Genomic DNA, 19,281 nt, shown 5'->3' with positions numbered 1-19,281 from the left:
AGCACGGCGATGGCGCGTGAAGGACCCCTTCCAAGTACGTGAAGGCCCCCTTCCTTGCGCCTAAGTACAGGAAGGGGGCCTTCATGTACTTCAGTCGACCCCCGCGCAAGTGCGCCGGTAGCCACCACGAACGGGTGACGCGTAGGCCGGATGGGCGCGAGTACGTAATTCACCCGATGTGCCCCGCTACTCCGGAGTAGCAGACTCGGCGCCCCGACGATTCCCGCTGCTCCGGAGGTCGATGATGACCCTGACCGCGTCCCATGCCCCAGCTCGTTCCGCCGCCCTCGTGATCGCCCGCGTGGTCGTCGACGGGATCCGGCACTCGCTGCCCGAACACGCGTCGCTGTTCGACGCGCGCGCCACGGAGTTCGTCGCCTCCGTGCTGGAGCACGACAGGATGAACTCGGCGCTGGGCATCGCCGCCGGTGCGGACGCCTTCCGGCAGGTCGGTGTCGCCGAGTACGCGGCGGGCAAGGATCTGGAGCGGCTCTCCCGGGCGTATCACTCGTCGGGGAGGGCCGCGCTCCCCGTGCTGGCATCGTTGTCGCGGCAGCCCGGAGCGGGCTCGTCCGTGATGGACAGCGGGGTGGAGGCCCTGCTCCGGTGCGCCGACGTCCTGATCCGGTTGTCGACCTCGGCCTACCGCGCCGCGCACACGCCTTCGGTGGCCGAGCTGCGCCAAGAACTGCTGAAGGAACTCTTGAGCGGCCGCCCGCCCGCGAAGTGGGCGGGCCTCGCGGCCGAGGCGGGCTGGGTGCCGCCCGTCAGGGTGGTGGCCGTCGCCGCCGAGCCCGGCGCGGTCCGCTCCTCGTTCGGCCCGGAGGTGCTGGCCGATCTCGGGGGCGAATACCCGCACCTGCTCGTGCCCGACGACGTCGAGATCAGCGGTGTACTGGCGGGGACGCGGGCGGCGGTCGGGCCCGCGGTGGCGCCCGCCGAAGCCGCGGTTTCCCTGCGCTGGGCCCGTCGTACGCTGGAACTCGTCCGCCGCGAGGTGATCGAGGACGGCCCCCTCGTGCGCTGGTCGGACCATCTGACCACGCACTGGCTGTTCGCCGACGAGGTGCTCACCTCCGCGCTCGTCACGCGCAGCCTGGCGCCGATCGCCGATCTGCCCGCGAACGAACGCACCAAACTCGCCGAAACCCTCGACGCCATGCTCGCCGCCCGCGGCGGGGCACCCGAGATCGCGGAGAACCTCGGCGTCCACCCGCAGACGGTCCGCAACCGTCTGCGCCGCCTCCGGGTCCTGTTCGGCTCCCGGCTCGACGACCCTCAGGCCCGGCTCGACCTGCGGATCGCCTTGCGCGTGGAGTTGCTCACGCCCGAACCGGCAGGGACGACCATCCCGATCAGGGCGGCGTGAAGCTCATGCGGGGCCGGCCGACCGGGTCACCCAGGTGGCGACCTGAACGCGGTTGGAGTAGCCGAGTTTGGTGAGGATGTGGTCGATGTGGGTGTCCACCGTGCGCCGCGCGATACCGAGCCGGTCGGCGATCTCCTGGTTCGTGAGCCCTTCGGCGATCACGTGCGCGATCTCGGTCTCGCGTTTGGTGAGCACCTGCGCAGCCTGTTTCCGCGATTCGGGGGCACGTTCCTCGAGGGCGTACGCGATGGCGTCACCGATCGGCATCGCGGCGCCGTCGGTGAACTCCTTGACGGCGACCTCCCAGCCCAGTGCCGCGGTCACGGCGTCGGTGTCGGCCCGCAGTGGTTCGGTGAACGCCTCGTACCGTGTCGGCCAGGCGCCCACCGTGCGCCAGACGTTCATCGAGGCGCCCTGGAGGATCGCGGCCCGGTTGGGACGTCCGGTGCGGGCCGCGCAGCCAGCCATGACGGTGAGCGTGAACCCGACGACCACGCGGTCGTCCACCCTGGCGTGCAGGCGCAGGATCTGCTCGCAGCACCGGCTCGCCACGGCGAGGTCACCTTGGAGGTATTCGGCGGCGGCGCGGGACCACAGTGCCCAGCCCCGCCAGAAGACCTCGCCTCGCCGCTCGCAGCGTTCGACGGCTTCGGCGAGCACCGCCCGGCCGCGGTCCATGTCGCCGTTCAGCCAGACGGCCAGCCCGTGGTTGTAGCTCGCCCACAGGTCCGCGCCTTCGTCGCCGTGTGCCCGGAACAGGTCGATGGCCGTGCCGAACAGACGGGCGGCCTCGGACATGTCGTCGCCGATCAGCGCGGCGTAGGCACGCACGTGGAGCACGTACGCGGCCGCGAGTTCGTCGCCGCTCGCCTCGGCTTCGGCGGCCGCCCTGTCCAGCATGCACCGATGGGCGGTCATATCTCCCTGCACCACCGCGAGGAAACCGGACAGCCACAGCCCGTGCGCCCGCTCCGGGACACCCGGTGCCGCGACCTCGTCGAGACGGCGGACCCACATCCGGCCCTCGGTGTTCAGCCCGCGGACGATCCAGAACTCTTTGACGTCACGCAACATCCGCAGCCCGACGACCGCGTCCGCCGGATCGCCGGTGCAGTAGTCGAGTGCGACGCGCAGGTTCGCGTGCTCGCGCCGGAGCCGTCCGATCCAGCCGAGCTGATCGGTCTCCAGCCATTCGGTGGCGTACCGGCAGGCGAGTTCGGCGAACCAGTCCCGGTGCCGTTTCCGGAACTCCGCCGTCCCGCCCGTCTCACTGAGCCTGTCGACGCCGTACTCGCGCACCGATTCCAGCATGCGGTACCGCACGCCGCCGGGGTACTCCTCGCGCAGCAGGATGGACTTGTCGAGCAGCCCGTCGACGACTTCGAGGACCCGTTCGCGCGGCAGTTCGCCGCCGGAACAGACCTGCTCGGCCGCGTCGAGGTCGAAGCTGCCGGAGAACACCGACGCGCGGGCCCACAGCAGGCGTTCGGGCCCGGTGCACAGGTCGTGGCTCCAGTCGATCAGGGCCCGCATGGTCTCGTGCCGCTCCGGCCGCCCCCGTCGGTCCTTGGTGAGCACTGAGAACTGCCGGTCCAGCCGGTCGGCCAGCTGACGCAGGGACAACGCCCGCGCGCGGACGGCGGCCAGTTCGATGGCGAGCGGCAGCCCGTCGAGCCTGCGGCACAGCCGGATCAGCGGCTCGGTGTCCTCCTCGGTGAGCCGGAACGACGGCGCGACGGCGGTCGCGCGGTCCACGAACAGCCGCACGGACTCGTCGTTCATCGCGCGTTCGAAGGAGTCGCCCTGTCCCGGTATCGCCAGCGGCGGCACCGGCAGGACCCGTTCGCCCGCCACACCGAGGGATTGCCTGCTCGTGGCCAGCACGGTCACCTGCGGGCAGGACCGGACCACGGTGTCGGCGAACCAGGCGCAGCTGTCGACCAGGTGCTCACAGTTGTCCAGCACCAGCAGCAACCGGCTCGCCTGGAGTGCCTCGACGACCACCTCGATGGCAGGTTTCGCCGAGCGGTCGCCGAAGCCGAGGACGTTCGCCACGGTCGGCACCAGCAACGCGGGTTCCCGCAGCTCGGCGAGCGAAACGAAGGCGACCTCGTCGGCGGTCGCCTCCTTGTGGGCCGCGGCGACCCGCCACGCCAGCCTGGTCTTGCCGACGCCGCCCGGCCCGGTCAGCGTGACCAGCGACGACGTCTCCAGCAGGCGCCTCGCCTCGCCGGTCTCGGCGTCACGACCCACGTAGCTGGTCACTTCGGTGGGATCGGCAGGCCACCCCGAAAGCGAGCCGACTCCGTCCGCCATGCACTCTCCCGCGATCGACCAGCCCCGCGATTCCGTCCGATGTAGACGGAGATCGCCCGGCTGCGGATCCTAGCGGAGAAGCGTCCCCCTAGCGGGACGCTTGTCTGCCGCGGTCGTGCGCCCAGCCCGCAAGCACCGTCCCGGCGGCCACGAGCAGCAGGAACACGAGCAATCTTCCGCCCCAATCACCGGGTACCCAGTCGAACGCGCCCCATAACTGGGTCGCGGAATGATCGAAAAGACTGCGGATGGCGGCCTGCGCGAAGACGGCGACAGCCACCATCCCCACTATTTGCAGCCCCAGATAGCCGCCCTTGGTCATGCTTCCTACCTCCTGTTTCGCGGTCGGGGCCCAGCATCGCCGTGGCGGATCCGGGAGCACATCGGCAGCGCGTCGCGCTTCGCGTCCGACCAAAGTCGAGCCCGGTCGCGACCGAGGTCGGGGCCGGGATCGTCCTGTGTCCGGCTGCGCCGCCGCGGACGGGTCGACCATGATGGGCCGGTGATCACCGACGCCCAGCCGCCCGTCCGTCCGTGGGGGCAGGCATGGCGCCTGCTCGCCGCGGCCGCGCTGGGCGTGCTGCTCTGGCTCGTCACGGCGTCGCAACTGCCGGTGGGTGCGACGGGTCCGAGGGTGGACTGGCTGACCACCGGTGATCCGCTGATCGCACTCGCCTGCCTGATCGCCCTGCTGTGGCGCCGCCGCTTCCCGGTCGTGATCACGACCGCGGTCATCCTCGCCTCGACGGCCTCGGTACTGGCGGCCGGCGCGGCGCTGCTGGCGCTCTGTTCGCTGGCCACCCGGCGGCGACCGGCCGAAACGGCGGTGGCGGCGGTGTTGTCCGTGGTCACGGCGGTGCTGACGGTCGGTCTCTACCCCCAGCGGGAGGTACCGGGACCGCTGTGGCTGCTGATCAGCCTCCCCACCTTGCTGGTGGGCATCGTGGTTGCCGTCGGCGCCGCGATCGGGGCGCGCCGCGAGGAGGTGCGCTCCCTGCGGGAACGGGTCGAAAGCGCGGAACGGGAGCAGGCCGCGCGGGCGGCCGAGGCACGGATCATGGAGCGGCACCGGATCGCCCGCGAGATGCATGACGTCCTCGCGCACCGGGTCTCGCTGGTCGCCATGCAGGCCGGGGTGCTGGGGCACCGCCCCGATCTGCCCGCCGACCAGGTCGCGGAACTGGCCCGCGGGATCGCCGACGGCTCCCATCAGGCGCTGGAGGAACTGCGCGACGTCCTCGGCGTGCTGCGGGCGAGCCCGGACGAACTGGAGCCACCGCAACCTTCGCTCGCCGACCTGCCGTCGCTCGTCGCGGACGCGCGGGCGCTGGGACTGGACGTCACCTTGACGGTCACGACGTCGGGCGAACCGCCCGGCTCGATCGCGAGGACCGTCTACCGGATCGTGCAGGAAGGGCTGACCAACGCCGGCAAACACGCGCCGGGCGCCGAAGTGGCCGTCACCGTCGAGGGAAAAGCGGGTGACGGCCTGCGGGCGACGGTCCGGGATTCCGGTGCGGCGCGGGCGATCGCGGGCCCGCCCGCGTCGGGATACGGCCTGCTCGGCCTGTCCGAACGGGTCGGGCTGGCAGGCGGCGAACTGGACCACCACCCGGAGCCAGGCGGCGGATTCGTCCTCACCGCGCGGTTGCCGTGGCCGGTCCGCGAAGGGAGCGAGTGAATGGACAGCGAGCGGGTGCGGGTCGTGCTCGTCGACGACGAACACCTGGTGCGGATGGCGCTGCGGCTCATCGTCGACGGCGAACCCGACCTCGTCGTGGTCGGCGAGGCCGCCGACGGCGACACCGCGATCACCGTGGTGGGGGAGCAGCGGCCCGACGTCGTCCTGATGGACGTCCGGATGCCAGGTCGCGACGGGTTGAGCGCGACCGAGGAGATCCTCCGCCGCCCGGATCCGCCCCGGGTCCTGGTTCTGACCACCTTCGACTCGGACGAGATGGTGCTGGGCGCACTGCGCGTCGGCGCGCTCGGCTTCGTCCTCAAGGACACCCCGCCGCCGCGGATACTCGCCGCGATCCGGACGGTCGCCACCGGCGAACCCGCGCTTTCGCCCGCCGCCACGGCCCGTTTGATCGCCGCGGCCACCGGGCCGCATTCGTCCGACTCGCGCCGGGCGTCCCGCGAGACCGCCCGCGGGCTGCTGGCCACGCTGACCGACCGCGAACGCGAGACCGCGAGCGCCATCGCCGACGGGCTGTCCAACACCGACGTCGCGCGGCGGCTGGACATCACCGTCGCGACGGTGAAGGCCCACACCAGCAGCATGCTCGCGAAACTCGGCGTCGAGAACCGGGTCCAGATCGCCCTCCTGGTCCGCGACGCCGAAGCCTGAAAACTTTTTCGGCCCGGTGTCGAATCCGTCGTTCCCCGGTCGACGCAGTGTCGAAAGCAGTTCGAAACGACCAAGGAGAAACCAGATGCGCACCCTGATCGCCACCGCGTTCGTCTCGCTCGACGGCGTCGTCGAGGGGCCCGGCGGGGAGCCGGGCTACCGCAACTCCGGCTGGACCTTCGACGGCATCGAGTTCGACGAAGCGGCGTACGAGCTCAAGAGCCGTGAGCAGGAAGAGGCCACCGCGATGATGATGGGCCGGGTCAGTTACCAGGCGTTCGCGCCGGTGTGGCCCGCCATGACGGAGGAATTCGCCGGCTACAACGCGATGCCGAAGTACGTCGTGTCGACCACGCTGCGGGATGAGGACCTCGTCGGCAACTGGGGCGAGACCACGATCCTCCGCTCGCTCGACGACGTCGCGAAGCTCAAGGAGACCGAAGGCGGGCCGATCATCCTCCACGGCAGCGCGGAACTGAACCGGAACCTCGCCGACGCCGGGCTGATCGACCGCTACCACCTGCTGCTGTTCCCGGTGCTGCTCGGCGCGGGCAAGAAGCTCTTCAGCGACACCGACAAGGACAAGCAGAACCTGAAGCTCGTCGAGAGCGAGGCGTACTCCAACGGCGTCCAGAAGCTGGTCTACGACATCATCCGATGATCGGACCCCGGGCGGGCGCGGGCCGCGCGCCCTGCGATCATGACCCGCGTGACCAAACCCGTCTTCGTGCAGCCGAACCTCGACGGACCGGCGGTGGAGCTTTCCGGGGTCGAGGTGCACGTCGGCCGCGTGCCGCTGGTGTCGGACGTCGACTGGCGGGTGGACTACGGCCAGCGCTGGGTCGTCCTCGGCCGCAACGGGGCCGGGAAGTCGACCATTCTCTCGGTGGCCTCCACCCAGCGGTTCCCCAGCGCGGGCACGGCCGTCGTGCTCGGCCATCGCATGGGCGCGGTCGACCTGCGTGACGTGCGGACGCACATCGGCTTCGTCGGGGCGAACCAGCGGCTGCCGGACGCGGAGAACCACGACGCGCACACCGTGGTGCTCACCGGGTTCAGCGGAAGCGTGCTCCCGCTGTGGGATCGCTACGACGACGCGATCCGGGACAGGGCGTCGAAACTGCTCGAACTGGTCGGCTGCACCGAACTGCGCGACCGGCCGGTGCGGGTGTGCTCGCAGGGTGAACGCGCCCGGGTCCGGCTCGCGAGGGCGCTCATGGCCGACCCGCTGCTGCTCCTGCTGGACGAGCCGTTCGCCGGTCTCGACCTGCCCGGCCGCGAAGACCTCCTGATGGCGCTGGAGAACCTGACGCTCGCCCAGCCGGAACTGGCCACGGTCACCGTGACCCATCACCTGGAGGAGATCCCGGCGACGGCCACACACGCCCTGATGGTGCGGCGCGGCAAGGTCACCGGGGCGGGGCCGATCGACGAGGTCCTCACCGGCGAAGGGCTTTCCGCCTGTTACGAACGCGACGTCGAGGTCCACCGCATCAACGGCCGCTGGGCCGCGCACGCGACCCGGCGGTCCTGAAGGCGAGTGTCACTAACTCGCGTGATCGGACGCCGGACACCCGAGTTACGTCTCCAAGCACGTGAGTTACGTGTCCAAGCACGCGAGTCACGGCTTCGCTCCGCCCGTCACCCCGGGGCGAACACGTTCGACTTTCGACCCAAGGCATCTCCCCGGTCTCCGTGGGCATCTTTCCCGGTGAGTTCGCTCGTCGAGCGGGAGGAGATGTCATGAACGTCCGGGTGAAACAAGCCGCCGCGGTGACCGTTCTGGGGATCGCCGCGCTGACCGCGGCCGGTCCGGCCGACCCGAACGGACCGGTGTACCACTTGCCGAGGGTGGACAACGGCGTGCGCGGTAACGAGGTGCCGCCAGGATCGACCGCGACGGCGACCGTCACCGTGCTGTCGCGGACTCCGGGGTTGGCCGGTAGCCAAGGCTCGGCCTCATGGACACCTTCAAAGCTGGTGACCGTCCCGCCGGGGCAGACGGAGGCATTGAGCGTGGACTGGCCGTCCGGGCTGCCGGTGCTTCGTCAGGACGCCGCCACGCGTCCGGGCAGCTGGGTCAACGGAATCGTCGCCGGCCACGCCTGAGGCCGGTCACGTGGAGGGGCAGGGCCAAGCGAGCCGGACGATGGTCCCGGTGGGTGTGCTCGTCACCGAGGCCTCCGGTGCGAAGGCGCGGATGATCGGCAAGCCGCGTCCGCCGTCCGGGCGGCGCCCGTCGCGCCAGCGGCCGGCGTCGGCGACGGTGATCTTGAGCTGACCGTCCTCATGGGCGGCGGTGATCGTCATGACGTTGGCGTCGGTGCCGTCCGGGTACGCGTGGCGGACGACGTTCGTCATCGCCTCGTAGGCGGTGAGCTTGAGATCCTCGGCCAGTTCCCGCGGAAGACCACGGTCGAGTGCCCACTTCGCCAGAAGATCCCTCAACGCGGCAGCTCGCGCGGGGACGGCGGCGACCTCGAGGATCAGCTCGCCGGTGGTCGCGCGCACCGGCTCGTCGATCGGCATCACGAAGCTTCTCCTCGTCGCCCGCCGCGGTCCACGACCACCGGATCCAGTGACCAGATTAAGGCACCGGCGGGATCGGGACACGAGTGCGGCGCGAGAGGGCGTCGCGATCCGATATGTTCGAGAACAGCGGGGTTCCGACATAAGGGGTGGATGACGGTGACGAGCGGAGACGGCGGCAACCGGGAGATCCCGTTCTCGGTGACCGTCGCCAGGCCTGATGGCGCCGAGGTCGTCATCGCGGTGGCCGGCGAGATCGACCTGACGACCTCCGAAGATCTCAAGGAGACGTTCGAGGCGGCGCTTGAGCCGGCGCCCGGCAGGCTCGTCGTCGACCTCGAAGGAGTGGACTTCTGTGACTCCACCGGTTTGGCGACCCTGGTCAGGATCAACGACCGGTGCGGCGCCCAGGGTGTCGACCTGAGTTTCCTGCCATCGCCGACGATCCTGCGGCTGGCTTCGAAGACCGGCCTCTCGACGCTTCTGCCGCTCGCCGGAGCCTGAGCGTCGCGGCGGTCAGTGGTTCGGTACTTCTCGGATCGCCTGGTCGAGGCGCCGGTACACGGGGATGTGGGCGTCGACCCTGAACAGTTGAAGCAAGCGCAACACGGGCCGGGTGTCGGCGACGAGCCCGGTCGTGCGGTGTTCGAACCGGGCGCGCGCCGCGGCGGACTCGATGACCCGTAACCCGGCGACGCCGAGGAAACCCACCTCGGTGAGGTCGAGCACCGTGGTCGCGGGGAGGTGGCCGCTCAGTGCGCGTTCCAGTTTCCCGGCCGTGGCGAGGTCGACCTCCCCGGTCGCGGCGACGACGAGCAGGTCTTGACTCCATCGGATCCGCCGGACCCGCAACAGTTCGTCGTCCGACGGTCGCGGTGAGGGGACGTCATGGCGGATGACGGCGCGGAGGACCGGCCCGTCGCGGGTGCCTCGAGTGGACGGAATGCGTTCGGTCATGATGCTGGACTCCCGGGTGACCGGGGACGACGAGATGGACAACGGGCAAGCCTGCACAACAGCTGCGCAAGTCAACTCGCCGCCGCGTCGCCCCGGGAAGTGCTGGGCCGCGGAGATGCGGGTTGTTCTCGCGGGCTGGTGGACTCAACCTCACGTACTTCTCACCGTACGCTGCCAGCCCCATCTGGCAATACCACGGGCGGTGAACAGCGGGATTCATCTTCGCGCATGATCATTCGCGTAAGGCCTTTTCCCAGGCGCGGCCCCACTTTTCCAGCGGGTGCAACGCGTCGAGGAGCCGTTCACCCAAGAGGGTCAGGTGGTAACCCTCCCCGCCGGTCTCGACGATGCGTGCTTCGGTGAGCTCACCGAGCCGAGTGGAGAGCACGCTGGACGACATGAGTTCGCAGCGCCGCTGGAGTTCCCGGAATCCGACGTCGCCCTGGCGCAGTTCCCAGACCACCCGAAGGGTCCACCGGCGCCCCAGCAGATCGAGTGCGGCCATGAGCGGGCGGCCGGTTTCGGAGCCGCGGACCGGCCGTCCGGGCCGCGGGGTCGGGTGATCGGGCATGTCATCCCCTTGCGCTTCGACTTTCGAAGCAGCATAGTGGTTCGAAAGTCGAAGCACACGAGGTGGTCATGGCACGGATCGCACCACTCGCCCCGCCCTACGAGGCGGACGTCGAACAGGCCCTTCGAAAATGGATGCCGCCCGGTGTGACACAGGATCCGCTGGCGCTGTTCAGGCTGCTGCAGCACCATCCGGAACTGGCTTCACGGATGCGCGTCCTGGGTGCGGGCCTCCTCGGGCACGGGGAATTACCCGCGCTGGACCGGGAAATCGTCATCGCCCGGGTCACCGCCCGATGCGGATGCCGCTACGAATGGGGTGTCCACGCCGCGGTTTACGCACCGACGGTCGGTTTGACGCCGGATCAGCTCGAAGCCACCGTTTCCGGCGACGCCCGGCATCCCGCTTGGTCCGGGCGGCATCGCGCGCTGATCGGCGCCGTCGACGAACTTCACGACACGGCAACGGTTTCCGATGAGGCGTGGGCCGCGCTCGCCGACTGCTACCCGGCCCCGCAACTCCTGGAGCTGCTCGTGCTCGCGGGCTGGTACCGGACCATCGCGTACGTCGCCAACGGCGTCCGTCTCGAAGAAGAGCCTTGGGGTGCCACCTATCCCGATCGCTAGGGCCGGTGCGAGTCGATTTCCCTGGTGTTGTCCCGTTCCTGTTTCGAGGCTTTCCACGAGGCGAGCGCGCACAGGAGTGCCGCCACGAAGCCGACCGCGGTGAGTGTCCCGGCCCAGACGGCGCCGGTGGCGACGAGAAGGTAGAGCTGGACCACGGCGGTGCACGTGTAGACGACCGCCAGTCCGAGCCACAGCCGTTGCGCCATCATCCCCCCGTCTCCGTTCGCCCGGTACGGGGTCAATCGCGGCTGGGCGTGATCTGGTTACATCCCAGCGGAAAGGCCGCGGCCGCGTAGCCGGCTCGTGAGTGACGCGAGTTACGTCTCTGAGCACGCGAGTTACGCCTTCACGCACGCGAGTTACGCCTTCGCTCCGCCCGCCACCCCGAGCGAACGGGCTCATCTCACCACCGGTCCACTCACGACCCGGCGCCCCGGAAGAAGTCCACCAGCCCGTCCCAGGACTGCGAGCTCCGCCGCCGCTCCCACCAAGTCCGGAACGGGGCCGACGCCATCGCGTGCCGTGTGTACGACGTCATCACCGCGCGGTACACGTTCTCCGCCTGGTCCCACGTCAGCCGTTCCTTGCGCCACGCCAGCACCAGCCGCATCCGCATGGGGTCGCCCTTCAGCGGCCGGACGACCATGCCCGGCAGTTCGGGCGCGGTGGGTTCCACGAGCTGCACCGCCTGCCCGGCGGCGATCAGGTGCCGTCCGCCGCCGTTGGGGCATTCGAAGCGGATCCGCGGCGTGAAGCCGGCGCGGTGCGTCGCCGCGCGCAGGGACGTCAGCGAGCCGTCCTCGGGGCCGGGCGGGCCGATCCACGCTTCGTCCGCGAGGTCGGCCAGGTCGACTTCGAAGCCGTCGGCGAGCCGGTGCCGGGCGGGAAGGCCGACGAAGACGGGCACCCACGAGAACAGCACCCGGTGTCCCAGGTGTTTCGCCAGCGGCACTTCCTGGTCGTCCGACATGGCGATGACGGCGATGTCGAGGGTCGCGCGGGCCAGCGCCTGCGCCAGCACGGCGCTGGACGGTTCCACATGGACCGTGACATCCAGTCCCGGCAACGCGTCGTCCAGCCGCTCGACGAAGGTGGGCAGACAGTCCATTTGGGACGATCCGAGCCGGACCGGGCCGTCGCCGAGGGCGCCGAGGAGGTCGCTCTCGAACCGGTCGAACTCCACGAGCAGGGTCAGCGCGCGGCGCAGGGTCTGTTCGCCGACCGGGGTCGGGGTCACGCCGGTGTGGCTGCGGACGAACAGCGGCGCGCCGATCTGCCGTTCGAGCCGCTGGAGCAGGGAGGTCAGCGACGGCTGGGACATGCCCAGCGCGGCGGCCGCCTGCGAGAGGCTGCCCGCCTCGGCGATGGCGCAGATCGCCCGCAGGTGCCGGATCTCCAGGGCCATAGACGGAGTCTATCGCCGCCGGTCATTACGGCCGGGCCGTTCGCGGTGCGAAGGTGCGGCCAAGACTCCGACTACCTGAAGGGGGAGCCGATGACCGGCGACCGAACCCGGCCGGATCTGCGCGCGCTGCTGGCCGCCAAGGGGTTCCGGAACTGGATCGGCGAACGCTGGGAGCCTGCCGACACCGCCGTCGATCTGCCGTCGGGCACCGCCGAGGCGGCCGCGGCCCATCGCGGCAGGCTGTCGGCGGAACTGCCAGGTCAGCGGATCGCGCTCGCGGCGGGCCGGGCGGTGGTGCGGTCCAACGACACCTTCCACGGCTTCCGCGCCGACAGCGACTTCGTCTGGCTCACCGGTTGCCAGCGTGAGGGCGCGATCCTCGTGATGACTCCGGCGGGGGACAGCCACCACTCGACGCTCTACGTCCCGCGCCCTGCCGAGCCGGACGAGCCCGACTTCGTGGGCGACGCCGACACCAGCCCGCTGTGGGTCGGCTCCGCAGCCGGGCCGTCGGCGTACGGGGACGCGCTCGGCATCGACTGCCGTCCGCTGGAGGACCTTCCGCACGGTTTGCGCGGGCGGTACCCGAGCTTCCTGACCGGTGCCGGGGTCGATCCCGCGCTCGACGCGTTCGGCTTCGGCCACAGCGATCGGCTCCGGACCGTCCTCGCGGAGTTGCGCCGGATCAAGGACGACTGGGAGATCGGCCAGTTGCGTGACGCCGTCGACGCCACCACTCTCGGATTCGCCGACGTGCTGGCCGCGCTGCCGGAGGCGGTCCGCGGCGGCGGGGAGCGCTGGCTGCAGGGCACCTTCGACCGCCGCGCCCGCACCGAGGGCACCGGACCCGGCTACACGTCCATCGTGGCCGCCGGGCCGCACGCGCCGATCCTGCACTGGACGCGCTGCGACGGGCGGGTGACGGAGGACAGCCTCCTGCTGCTCGACGCCGGAGTCGAGCTGGATTCCTTGTACACGGCCGACATCACCCGCACCTTCCCGGTCGGCGGCGAGTTCACCAAGGCTCAGCGTGACGTCTACGACCTCGTGCACAAGGCGCACGTCGCCGCCCTTGGCGAGGTCCGGCCCGGTCAGGACTACGGCGCGTTCCAGGCGACGGCACTGCGGGTGCTCGCGGAGGGCCTGCACGATTGGGGCCTGCTTCCGGTGTCGGTGGACGAAGCGCTGTCGCCGGACGGGCAGCAGCATCGGCGGTACATCGTCTGCGGTACCGGCCACTTCCTCGGGTTGGACGTCCATGACTGCGCCGCCGCGCATCCATCCGCGTATCGGGAGGGCACCCTCGCCGAAGGGATGGCGCTGGCGGTGGAGCCCGGTCTGTACTTCCACGCCGGCGACCTCACCGTGCCGCCGGACCTGCGCGGCATCGGCATCCGGATCGAGGACAACGTCGTGGTCACCGGATCGGGGCACGACCTGCTCTCCGGCGGTTTCCCCTCGACCGCCGACGAGGTCACCGCCTGGGTCCAGGCAGCCAGGAGCTGAAGGACGCTTTCCCCGCGTCCCACGCGGTGAAGGGAGCTTTCCCCGCATGCCATGCGGGGAAAGTCCCCTTCAGCCCCCGTCAGTAGGCGTGTCATGATGACCGCGAAGTCGATCGGCAAAGCGAACGATTCGCCCAACCGGTCGTACGGTTTGACGAACGACAGGGGAGAAGCGGTGGAGGACGAGGCGCCCTCGATCCGGGACATGCTGGCGGTCAACCTGCGTGCGGCCAGGGCGGCGAGGGGTATCTCGCTGTCGGAGCTTTCGCGGCGTTCGGGCATCGGCAAGGCGACGCTGTCGCAACTGGAGTCCGGCGGCGGCAATCCGACCATCGAGACCGTGTTCAGCCTGTCCAGGGTGCTGGAGGTGGCGATCTCGGATCTGCTCGACCACCGGGCGGGCGGCGCGCTCACCGTGGTGCGCGGCGCCGACGTCGAGGTGCTCAGCGGTGAGGGAGTGGATCTCCGGCCACTGCGGCGGATCGAGACCGGTGACGGCGTCTTCGAGGTGTACGACCAGGTGGTGCGCGGGGACGCGCCGCAGCGTTCGCAGGGGCATGTCGGTATCGAGCACACCATCGTGCAGTCGGGTTCGCTGCAGGTCGAGGTGGCGGGCCGCAGCGTCGAGGTCGGGCCGGGGGATTACGTCGCCTTCGACGCCCGCGAGCCGCATTGCTACACCGCGTCGGAGGGGCCGGTGCACTCGGTGCTGCTGCTGCAATATCGCGCCGACGAACGGCTCGACGGCAGGCCGCATCCGGTGCTGAAGGGCTGACCGCGCCCGAGGTGTTGACACGTCTCCGGGCGGGAACCTACTCTCCGATCGTTCGCTTTACCGAACAGTGGAGGGTCGATGAACCGAACGCGCGTGGTCGTGCTCGGCGCGGGCATCGTCGGCGCCGCGTGTGCCCGTGAGCTGAGCCGGGCGGGCTTCGACGTCGTGGTCGTGGACCGCGGCCGTCCCGCCGGCGGCACCACGTCGCACGGCGAGGGCAACATCCTCGTCTCGGACAAGGGCCCCGGTGCCGAACTCGAACTCGCGAAACTTTCGATCGCGCTGTGGCCCCGGCTGGTCGCCGAGATCGCCGACGAGGACGCCCGTGCCGCTTCGGCGATCGAGTACGACCCCAAGGGCGGCATCGTGGTCGCCACCACGGACGACGGCGCCCGCGCTCTCGCCGCGTTCGCCGCGTCGCAACTCGGTGTCCGCGCGGAACCGTTGTCTCCCCAGGAACTCGCTGAAGCGGAACCCGCGCTGACCCGTGAGGTGACCGCCGCGTTCCGCTACCCGGAAGACGCTCAGGTCCAGCCCGCCGGCGCGGCGCTCGCGCTACTGGGCTCGGCACTGCGTCACGGTGCCCGGCTTCGGTCCGACACCGAGGTGCTGGGCGCGTCCGTCCACAACGGACGGATCACCGGCGTCCGCGTGCCCGGTGAGGTCATCGAGGCCGACATCGTCGTGAACGCCGCGGGCCCGTGGGCCGGTCAGGTCTCGGCGCGACTCGGCGCCCCGATCGCGATCCGCCCTCGCCGCGGCGAGGTGCTGGTGACCACCCCGATGCCCGGTGTCGTCCGGCACAAGGTCTACGACGCCGATTACGTCGGCGCGGTCGGTGCCGATTCGGGTGAGTTGCAGACCTCCGCGGTCGTCGAGTCGACCTGGGGTGGCACCGTGCTGATCGGCTCGTCACGCCGCCGGGTGGACTTCGACGACGCGATCCGCCCGGACGTGCTGAGCGCCATCGCGGTCAAGGCGCTGCGGTTGTTCCCGGCACTCGCCGACGTCGCCATCATGCGCGCGTACGGCGGTTTCCGGCCCTACGTGGACGACCATCTGCCGGTGCTCGGCGAGGATCCGCGGCTGGAGAACCTCTGGCACGCCACCGGGCACGAGGGCGCCGGTATCGGATTGAGCGTCGGGACCGCGCGGCTGCTGCGCGAACTGCTCACCGGGACGGAGCCTGCGATGCCGGTCGAAGAGTTCACTGTGGACCGTCCGGCGGTACTGGCGGAGGTGGCCGCATGAGCGGATGGCTGCTGCCGCGCGATCGCGATCCGGTGGGCCGCACCGACCGCCCGATCCGGATCACCGTCGACGGTGAGACCCTCACCGGGATCGCCGGACAGAGCGTCGCGGGAATTCTGCTCGCCGCGGGCCGGACCTCGTGGCGGACCACACGGTCCGGTGCGCCACGCGGGGTCTTCTGCGGGATCGGCGCGTGCTTCGACTGCCTTCTCACCGTCAACGATGTGCCCGACGTCCGTGCGTGCCGCCGCCCGGCCGCCGACGGCGACGAAATCCGCACCCAGTCCCGGGAGGAGACCGCGTGAACGTGGTGATCGTCGGCGCCGGACCCGCCGGGCTCGCGGCGGCCGAGCACGCGCTGCGGGCCGGTGCCCGCGTCACGGTGCTGGACCAGGCGGACGCTCCCGGCGGCCAGTACCACCGGATGCTGCCCGAGGCTTACGCGGCGCGGCGTCCGGACCGGATCCAGCACGGCCGGGCGGAGTTCGAGCGCCGCCGCCGGGTGCTCGCGCATCCGCGGTGCCAGTGGCTGCCCGGGTCCACGGTCTGGGCGTTCGACCGGGCGGAGAAGCGGGTGCACGTCCTGCGGGGACAAGCCGACGGCGGTGGACGGCGGCGGCTGTCCCTCGTCCCGGACGCGCTGATCCTGGCGACCGGCGCCCACGACCGCACCCTGCCGTTCCCCGGCTGGGAACTGCCCGGCGTGTACACCGCGGGCGCGGCACAGGCGCTGGCGAAGGGCGAGCGGGTCGCGATCGGTGAACGGGTCCTCGTCGCCGGGGCCGGGCCGTTCCTGTTGCCGGTCGCGGAATCGTTGCTGGGCGTCGGCGCCGAAGTGGTCGCGGTGCTGGAAGCGAACCCGTTCACGACCGTCCGAAAAGGATGGTCGTCGCGCCCGTGGCGCCTGGCCGCCCACGCCGGGAAAGCGGGCGAACTGGCGCGGTACGCCGCGACGCTGGCGCGTCATCGGGTCCCGTACCGGCCGGGCCGGGCCGTGATCGAGGCACGCGGGGCCGATCGCGTCCGCGAGGTCGTGACCGCGAAGGTCCGCGCGGACTGGTCGATCGTCCCCGGCACCGAGCGGACGTACGAGGTCGACGCGGTCTGCGTCGGGCACGGCTTCACACCGCAACCGGAACTGGCCGTCGCCGCGGGCTGCGTCCTGGACGGCGGTTTCGTCCGGGTCGACGGCGCGCAACGGACCACTGTGGACGGTGTCTTCGCCGCAGGCGAGATCACCGGCATCGGCGGCGCGGTCACCGCGGCCGCCGAGGGTGCGGTGGCGGGGTGCGCCGCCGCCGGAGGTGAGCCGTCGCCGGGGCTGATCCGCGCCCGCGACAGGGCCCGAACCTTCGCCGAACGCCTCGCCACGGCCCATCCGATCGGTACGGCCTGGCGAAGCTGGCTGCGTGAAGACACGATCGTCTGCCGCTGCGAGGAAACCACGTACGGCGAACTGACGCGTGCGGCGGGGGACGCGGCCTGTCCCGGACCGCACGCACTGAAACTCGGCACCCGGGCCGGTCTCGGCCCGTGCCAGGGCCGCATGTGCGGTCCGACCGTGTCCGAACTCTGCGGTGGCACCGAACGGCACCACCGCCCGATCGCCCAGCCGATCCGGCTGGGCGAGCTGGCCGCCCGAACCGAAGGAGAACCTGAATGAGCACCCCCGACCTCGGTGGCGTCGTCGTCGCGACCGCTCTCCCGTACCGGGCGGACGAGTCGGCGCCGGCCGGGCTGGCCGTGGACTACGACGCCTACGCCGCGCACTGCCGATGGCTGGTCGACAACGGCTGCCGGGGCGTGGGCCCGAACGGCTCCCTCGGCGAGTACTCCTCGCTGACCGACGAGGAGCGCCGTCGCGTCGCCCGCACCGCGATCGAAACCGTCGGCGACGACGGGATCGTCGTCGTCGGCGTGCACGGCCCCGGTTCGCACCAGGCCAAGCACTGGGCCGAGGTGGCGGCCGAAGACGGCGCCGACGGCCTGCTGTGCCTGCCGCCCACGATGTACCGAGCGAACCGCGGCGAGGTGCTCGCGCATTTCGAGGCGGTGGCGTCGGTCGGGCTGCCGGTGATGGTCTACAACAACCCCATCGACACCAAGGTCGACCTCACCCCCGCCCTGCTGGCCGAGATCGCGCAGATCGACAACGTGGTCGCGGTCAAGGAGTTCTCCGGTGACGTCCGGCGGGTGCTGGAGATCCGCGAGCAGGCACCGGGCCTTGACGTGATCAGCGGCGCCGACGACGTCGTGCTGGAAAGCCTGCTGATGGGCGCGACAGGCTGGTTCGCCGGGTTTCCCAACGTGTTCCCCGCCGAGTCGGTGCGGCTGTTCGACCTGGCGCGGTCCGGCAAACTCGAGGAGGCCAGGGCGCTCTACGAACCGCTGGTGGCCGCGTTCCGGTGGGACTCGCGCACGGAGTTCGTCCAGGCGATCAAACTCGGGATGGACCTCGTCGGCCGCTACGGCGGTCCGTGCCGTCCGCCCCGGGGCCCGCTGACCGACGAGCACCGCGAGCAGGTCACCGCCGACATGCGTCGCGCGCTCGCCTCGCTGGGGGTGGCGTAGGTGCGGTCGATCCGGTCGATCACCGCCGTCGACTCGCATACCGAGGGCATGCCGACCAGGGTGGTGACCGGCGGGATCGGTGTCATCCCCGGCGACACCATGGCCGAACGCCGCCGGTACTTCATGGCGAATCTGGACCACGTGCGGCAGTTCCTGATGAACGAGCCCCGCGGCCATTCGGCGATGAGCGGCGCGATCCTGCAGCCGCCGTCGAGGCCGGACGCCGACTGGGGCGTGGTGTACATCGAGGTGTCCGGCTGCCTGCCGATGTGCGGGCACGGCACGATCGGCGTGGCGACCGTGCTGGTGGAGACCGGCATGGTCGAGGTGACCGAGCCGAAGACCGTGGTACGCCTGGACACCCCGGCCGGGCTCGTGCACGCCGAGGTCGAGGTCCGGGACGGCCGCGCCGTACGCGTCAAGCTCCGCAACGTCGCGTCGTTCCTCGCCGAACGTGACGCGGTCGTCGAGGTGCCCGGGCTCGGCGAGGTACGTTACGACCTGGCCTACGGCGGCAACTTCTACGCCATCCTCGAACTGTCCCAAGTGGACATCCCGTTCGACAGGGCGGAGAAGGACCGGATCCTGGCGGCGGGGTTGGACATCATGGCGGCGATCAACGAGCAGCGTCCGCCGAAACATCCCGCCGACCCGCTGATCGGCGGCTGCAAACACGTCCAGTTCCTCGCTCCGGGGTCGGACGCCCGGGCCTCGCAGAACGCGATGGCGATCCATCCGGGCTGGTTCGACCGGTCGCCCTGCGGCACCGGCACTTCGGCCCGGATGGCGCAGCTCCACGCCCGCGGCGAACTGCCGCTGCACACGCCGTTCGAGAACAGCTCGTTCATCGGCACCACGTTCACCGGCGAACTGGTCGCCGAGACCACCGTCGGCGGCGTCCCCGCCGTGGTGCCGGAGTTCTCCGGGCGCGCGTGGATCACCGGCAACGCCACCTACCTGCTCGACCCGGACGACCCGTTCCCCGCCGGCTTCGTGCTCTGACGCGAGGTCACGCCGACCCGCAATTCGTCACCTACTTGCGACGGGAGGGCA

General features: G+C 70.8%; 22 protein-coding genes. 15 read left to right on the top strand and 7 right to left on the bottom strand.

Annotation, left to right across the window (positions count from 1 at the left end; genetic code table 11):
* Positions 1–244: 244 nt before the first annotated feature.
* On the top strand, positions 245–1,369 hold the full coding sequence (locus tag ACLJO0_RS18755; RefSeq protein WP_410579759.1) for a helix-turn-helix domain-containing protein: 1,125 nt from the start codon (positions 245–247) through the stop codon (positions 1,367–1,369).
* Positions 1,370–1,372: 3 nt separating this feature from the next.
* On the opposite strand, the gene ACLJO0_RS18750 is transcribed toward ACLJO0_RS18755, so the two are convergent.
* Positions 1,373–3,685, bottom strand: a complete 2,313-nt coding sequence (locus tag ACLJO0_RS18750; protein ID WP_410579758.1) for an ATP-binding protein — start codon at positions 3,683–3,685, stop codon at positions 1,373–1,375.
* An 88-nt stretch (positions 3,686–3,773) separates the two neighbouring features.
* Positions 3,774–4,007 carry a hypothetical protein gene (locus ACLJO0_RS18745; RefSeq protein ID WP_410579757.1) on the bottom strand — a complete coding sequence of 78 codons (234 nt, stop codon included), beginning with the start codon at positions 4,005–4,007 and terminating at the stop codon, positions 3,774–3,776.
* Positions 4,008–4,187: 180 nt separating this feature from the next.
* On the opposite strand from ACLJO0_RS18745, the gene ACLJO0_RS18740 reads away from it, so the two are divergent.
* From ACLJO0_RS18740 to ACLJO0_RS18720, 5 genes are all read left to right on the top strand, one after another.
* Positions 4,188–5,366 carry a sensor histidine kinase gene (locus ACLJO0_RS18740; protein ID WP_410579756.1) on the top strand — a complete coding sequence of 393 codons (1,179 nt, stop codon included), beginning with the start codon at positions 4,188–4,190 and terminating at the stop codon, positions 5,364–5,366.
* On the top strand, positions 5,367–6,038 hold the full coding sequence (locus ACLJO0_RS18735; protein ID WP_410579755.1) for a response regulator: 672 nt from the start codon (positions 5,367–5,369) through the stop codon (positions 6,036–6,038).
* 85 nt (positions 6,039–6,123) lie between these two features.
* Positions 6,124–6,699: a dihydrofolate reductase family protein gene (locus ACLJO0_RS18730; RefSeq protein ID WP_410579754.1), complete on the top strand. Its 576-nt coding sequence runs from the start codon at positions 6,124–6,126 to the stop codon at positions 6,697–6,699.
* 39 nt (positions 6,700–6,738) lie between these two features.
* Entirely contained in the window at positions 6,739–7,572 is an 834-nt protein-coding gene (locus ACLJO0_RS18725; RefSeq protein ID WP_410579753.1) for an ABC transporter ATP-binding protein, read from the top strand.
* 209 nt (positions 7,573–7,781) lie between these two features.
* Positions 7,782–8,147 (top strand): hypothetical protein, encoded by a 366-nt coding sequence (locus ACLJO0_RS18720; protein ID WP_410579752.1) that lies wholly within the window; start codon positions 7,782–7,784, stop codon positions 8,145–8,147.
* Positions 8,148–8,153: 6 nt separating this feature from the next.
* Here the strand turns inward: ACLJO0_RS18720 and ACLJO0_RS18715 are convergent, their stop codons facing one another.
* Complete coding sequence (locus ACLJO0_RS18715) at positions 8,154–8,567, bottom strand: ATP-binding protein (RefSeq protein WP_410579751.1); 414 nt, start codon at positions 8,565–8,567, stop codon at positions 8,154–8,156.
* Positions 8,568–8,720: 153 nt separating this feature from the next.
* Here ACLJO0_RS18715 and ACLJO0_RS18710 point away from each other — a divergent pair, with 153 nt between their 5' ends.
* Entirely contained in the window at positions 8,721–9,071 is a 351-nt protein-coding gene (locus tag ACLJO0_RS18710) for an STAS domain-containing protein (protein WP_410579750.1), read from the top strand.
* 12 nt (positions 9,072–9,083) lie between these two features.
* Here the strand turns inward: ACLJO0_RS18710 and ACLJO0_RS18705 are convergent, their stop codons facing one another.
* Complete coding sequence (locus ACLJO0_RS18705) at positions 9,084–9,524, bottom strand: STAS domain-containing protein (protein ID WP_410579749.1); 441 nt, start codon at positions 9,522–9,524, stop codon at positions 9,084–9,086.
* A 232-nt stretch (positions 9,525–9,756) separates the two neighbouring features.
* The gene (locus ACLJO0_RS18700; protein WP_410579748.1) at positions 9,757–10,095 is read right to left on the bottom strand and encodes a winged helix-turn-helix transcriptional regulator; all 339 of its coding nucleotides are present in this window, start codon (positions 10,093–10,095) and stop codon (positions 9,757–9,759) included.
* Between the two features lie 68 nt (positions 10,096–10,163).
* On the opposite strand from ACLJO0_RS18700, the gene ACLJO0_RS18695 reads away from it, so the two are divergent.
* Positions 10,164–10,721 carry a carboxymuconolactone decarboxylase family protein gene (locus ACLJO0_RS18695; protein WP_410579747.1) on the top strand — a complete coding sequence of 186 codons (558 nt, stop codon included), beginning with the start codon at positions 10,164–10,166 and terminating at the stop codon, positions 10,719–10,721.
* Here the strand turns inward: ACLJO0_RS18695 and ACLJO0_RS18690 are convergent.
* Positions 10,718–10,930, bottom strand: coding sequence for a hypothetical protein (locus tag ACLJO0_RS18690; protein ID WP_410579746.1), 213 nt, complete (start codon positions 10,928–10,930; stop codon positions 10,718–10,720). The two genes, ACLJO0_RS18695 and ACLJO0_RS18690, sit on opposite strands and share 4 nt — an antisense overlap.
* A 209-nt stretch (positions 10,931–11,139) precedes the next feature.
* Positions 11,140–12,126 (bottom strand): LysR substrate-binding domain-containing protein, encoded by a 987-nt coding sequence (locus ACLJO0_RS18685; RefSeq protein ID WP_410579745.1) that lies wholly within the window; start codon positions 12,124–12,126, stop codon positions 11,140–11,142.
* A gap of 90 nt (positions 12,127–12,216) precedes the next feature.
* Between ACLJO0_RS18685 and ACLJO0_RS18680 the strand changes: the two genes are divergently transcribed.
* From ACLJO0_RS18680 to ACLJO0_RS18650, 7 genes are all read left to right on the top strand, one after another.
* Positions 12,217–13,632 carry an aminopeptidase P family protein gene (locus ACLJO0_RS18680; RefSeq protein ID WP_410579744.1) on the top strand — a complete coding sequence of 472 codons (1,416 nt, stop codon included), beginning with the start codon at positions 12,217–12,219 and terminating at the stop codon, positions 13,630–13,632.
* Positions 13,633–13,806: 174 nt separating this feature from the next.
* The gene (locus ACLJO0_RS18675; RefSeq protein WP_410579889.1) at positions 13,807–14,406 is read left to right on the top strand and encodes a helix-turn-helix domain-containing protein; all 600 of its coding nucleotides are present in this window, start codon (positions 13,807–13,809) and stop codon (positions 14,404–14,406) included.
* 78 nt (positions 14,407–14,484) lie between these two features.
* Positions 14,485–15,657, top strand: coding sequence for an NAD(P)/FAD-dependent oxidoreductase (locus tag ACLJO0_RS18670; protein WP_410579743.1), 1,173 nt, complete (start codon positions 14,485–14,487; stop codon positions 15,655–15,657).
* Positions 15,654–15,962, top strand: coding sequence for a (2Fe-2S)-binding protein (locus ACLJO0_RS18665; RefSeq protein ID WP_125794326.1), 309 nt, complete (start codon positions 15,654–15,656; stop codon positions 15,960–15,962). The genes ACLJO0_RS18670 and ACLJO0_RS18665 overlap by 4 nt, the downstream gene beginning before the upstream one ends.
* On the top strand, positions 15,959–17,320 hold the full coding sequence (locus tag ACLJO0_RS18660) for an NAD(P)/FAD-dependent oxidoreductase (protein ID WP_410579742.1): 1,362 nt from the start codon (positions 15,959–15,961) through the stop codon (positions 17,318–17,320). The genes ACLJO0_RS18665 and ACLJO0_RS18660 overlap by 4 nt, the downstream gene beginning before the upstream one ends.
* The gene (locus ACLJO0_RS18655) at positions 17,317–18,228 is read left to right on the top strand and encodes a dihydrodipicolinate synthase family protein (RefSeq protein WP_410579741.1); all 912 of its coding nucleotides are present in this window, start codon (positions 17,317–17,319) and stop codon (positions 18,226–18,228) included. Before ACLJO0_RS18660 ends, ACLJO0_RS18655 begins: the two co-directional genes overlap by 4 nt.
* Positions 18,229–19,230, top strand: a complete 1,002-nt coding sequence (locus ACLJO0_RS18650; RefSeq protein ID WP_410579740.1) for a proline racemase family protein — start codon at positions 18,229–18,231, stop codon at positions 19,228–19,230.
* The last annotated feature ends 51 nt before the right edge of the window (positions 19,231–19,281 follow it).

The sequence above is a fragment of the Amycolatopsis sp. lyj-108 genome (genome assembly GCF_046549005.1).
Classification (GTDB): Bacteria; Actinomycetota; Actinomycetes; order Mycobacteriales; family Pseudonocardiaceae; genus Amycolatopsis.
This window is presented reverse-complemented; position numbering and strand designations above follow the sequence as displayed.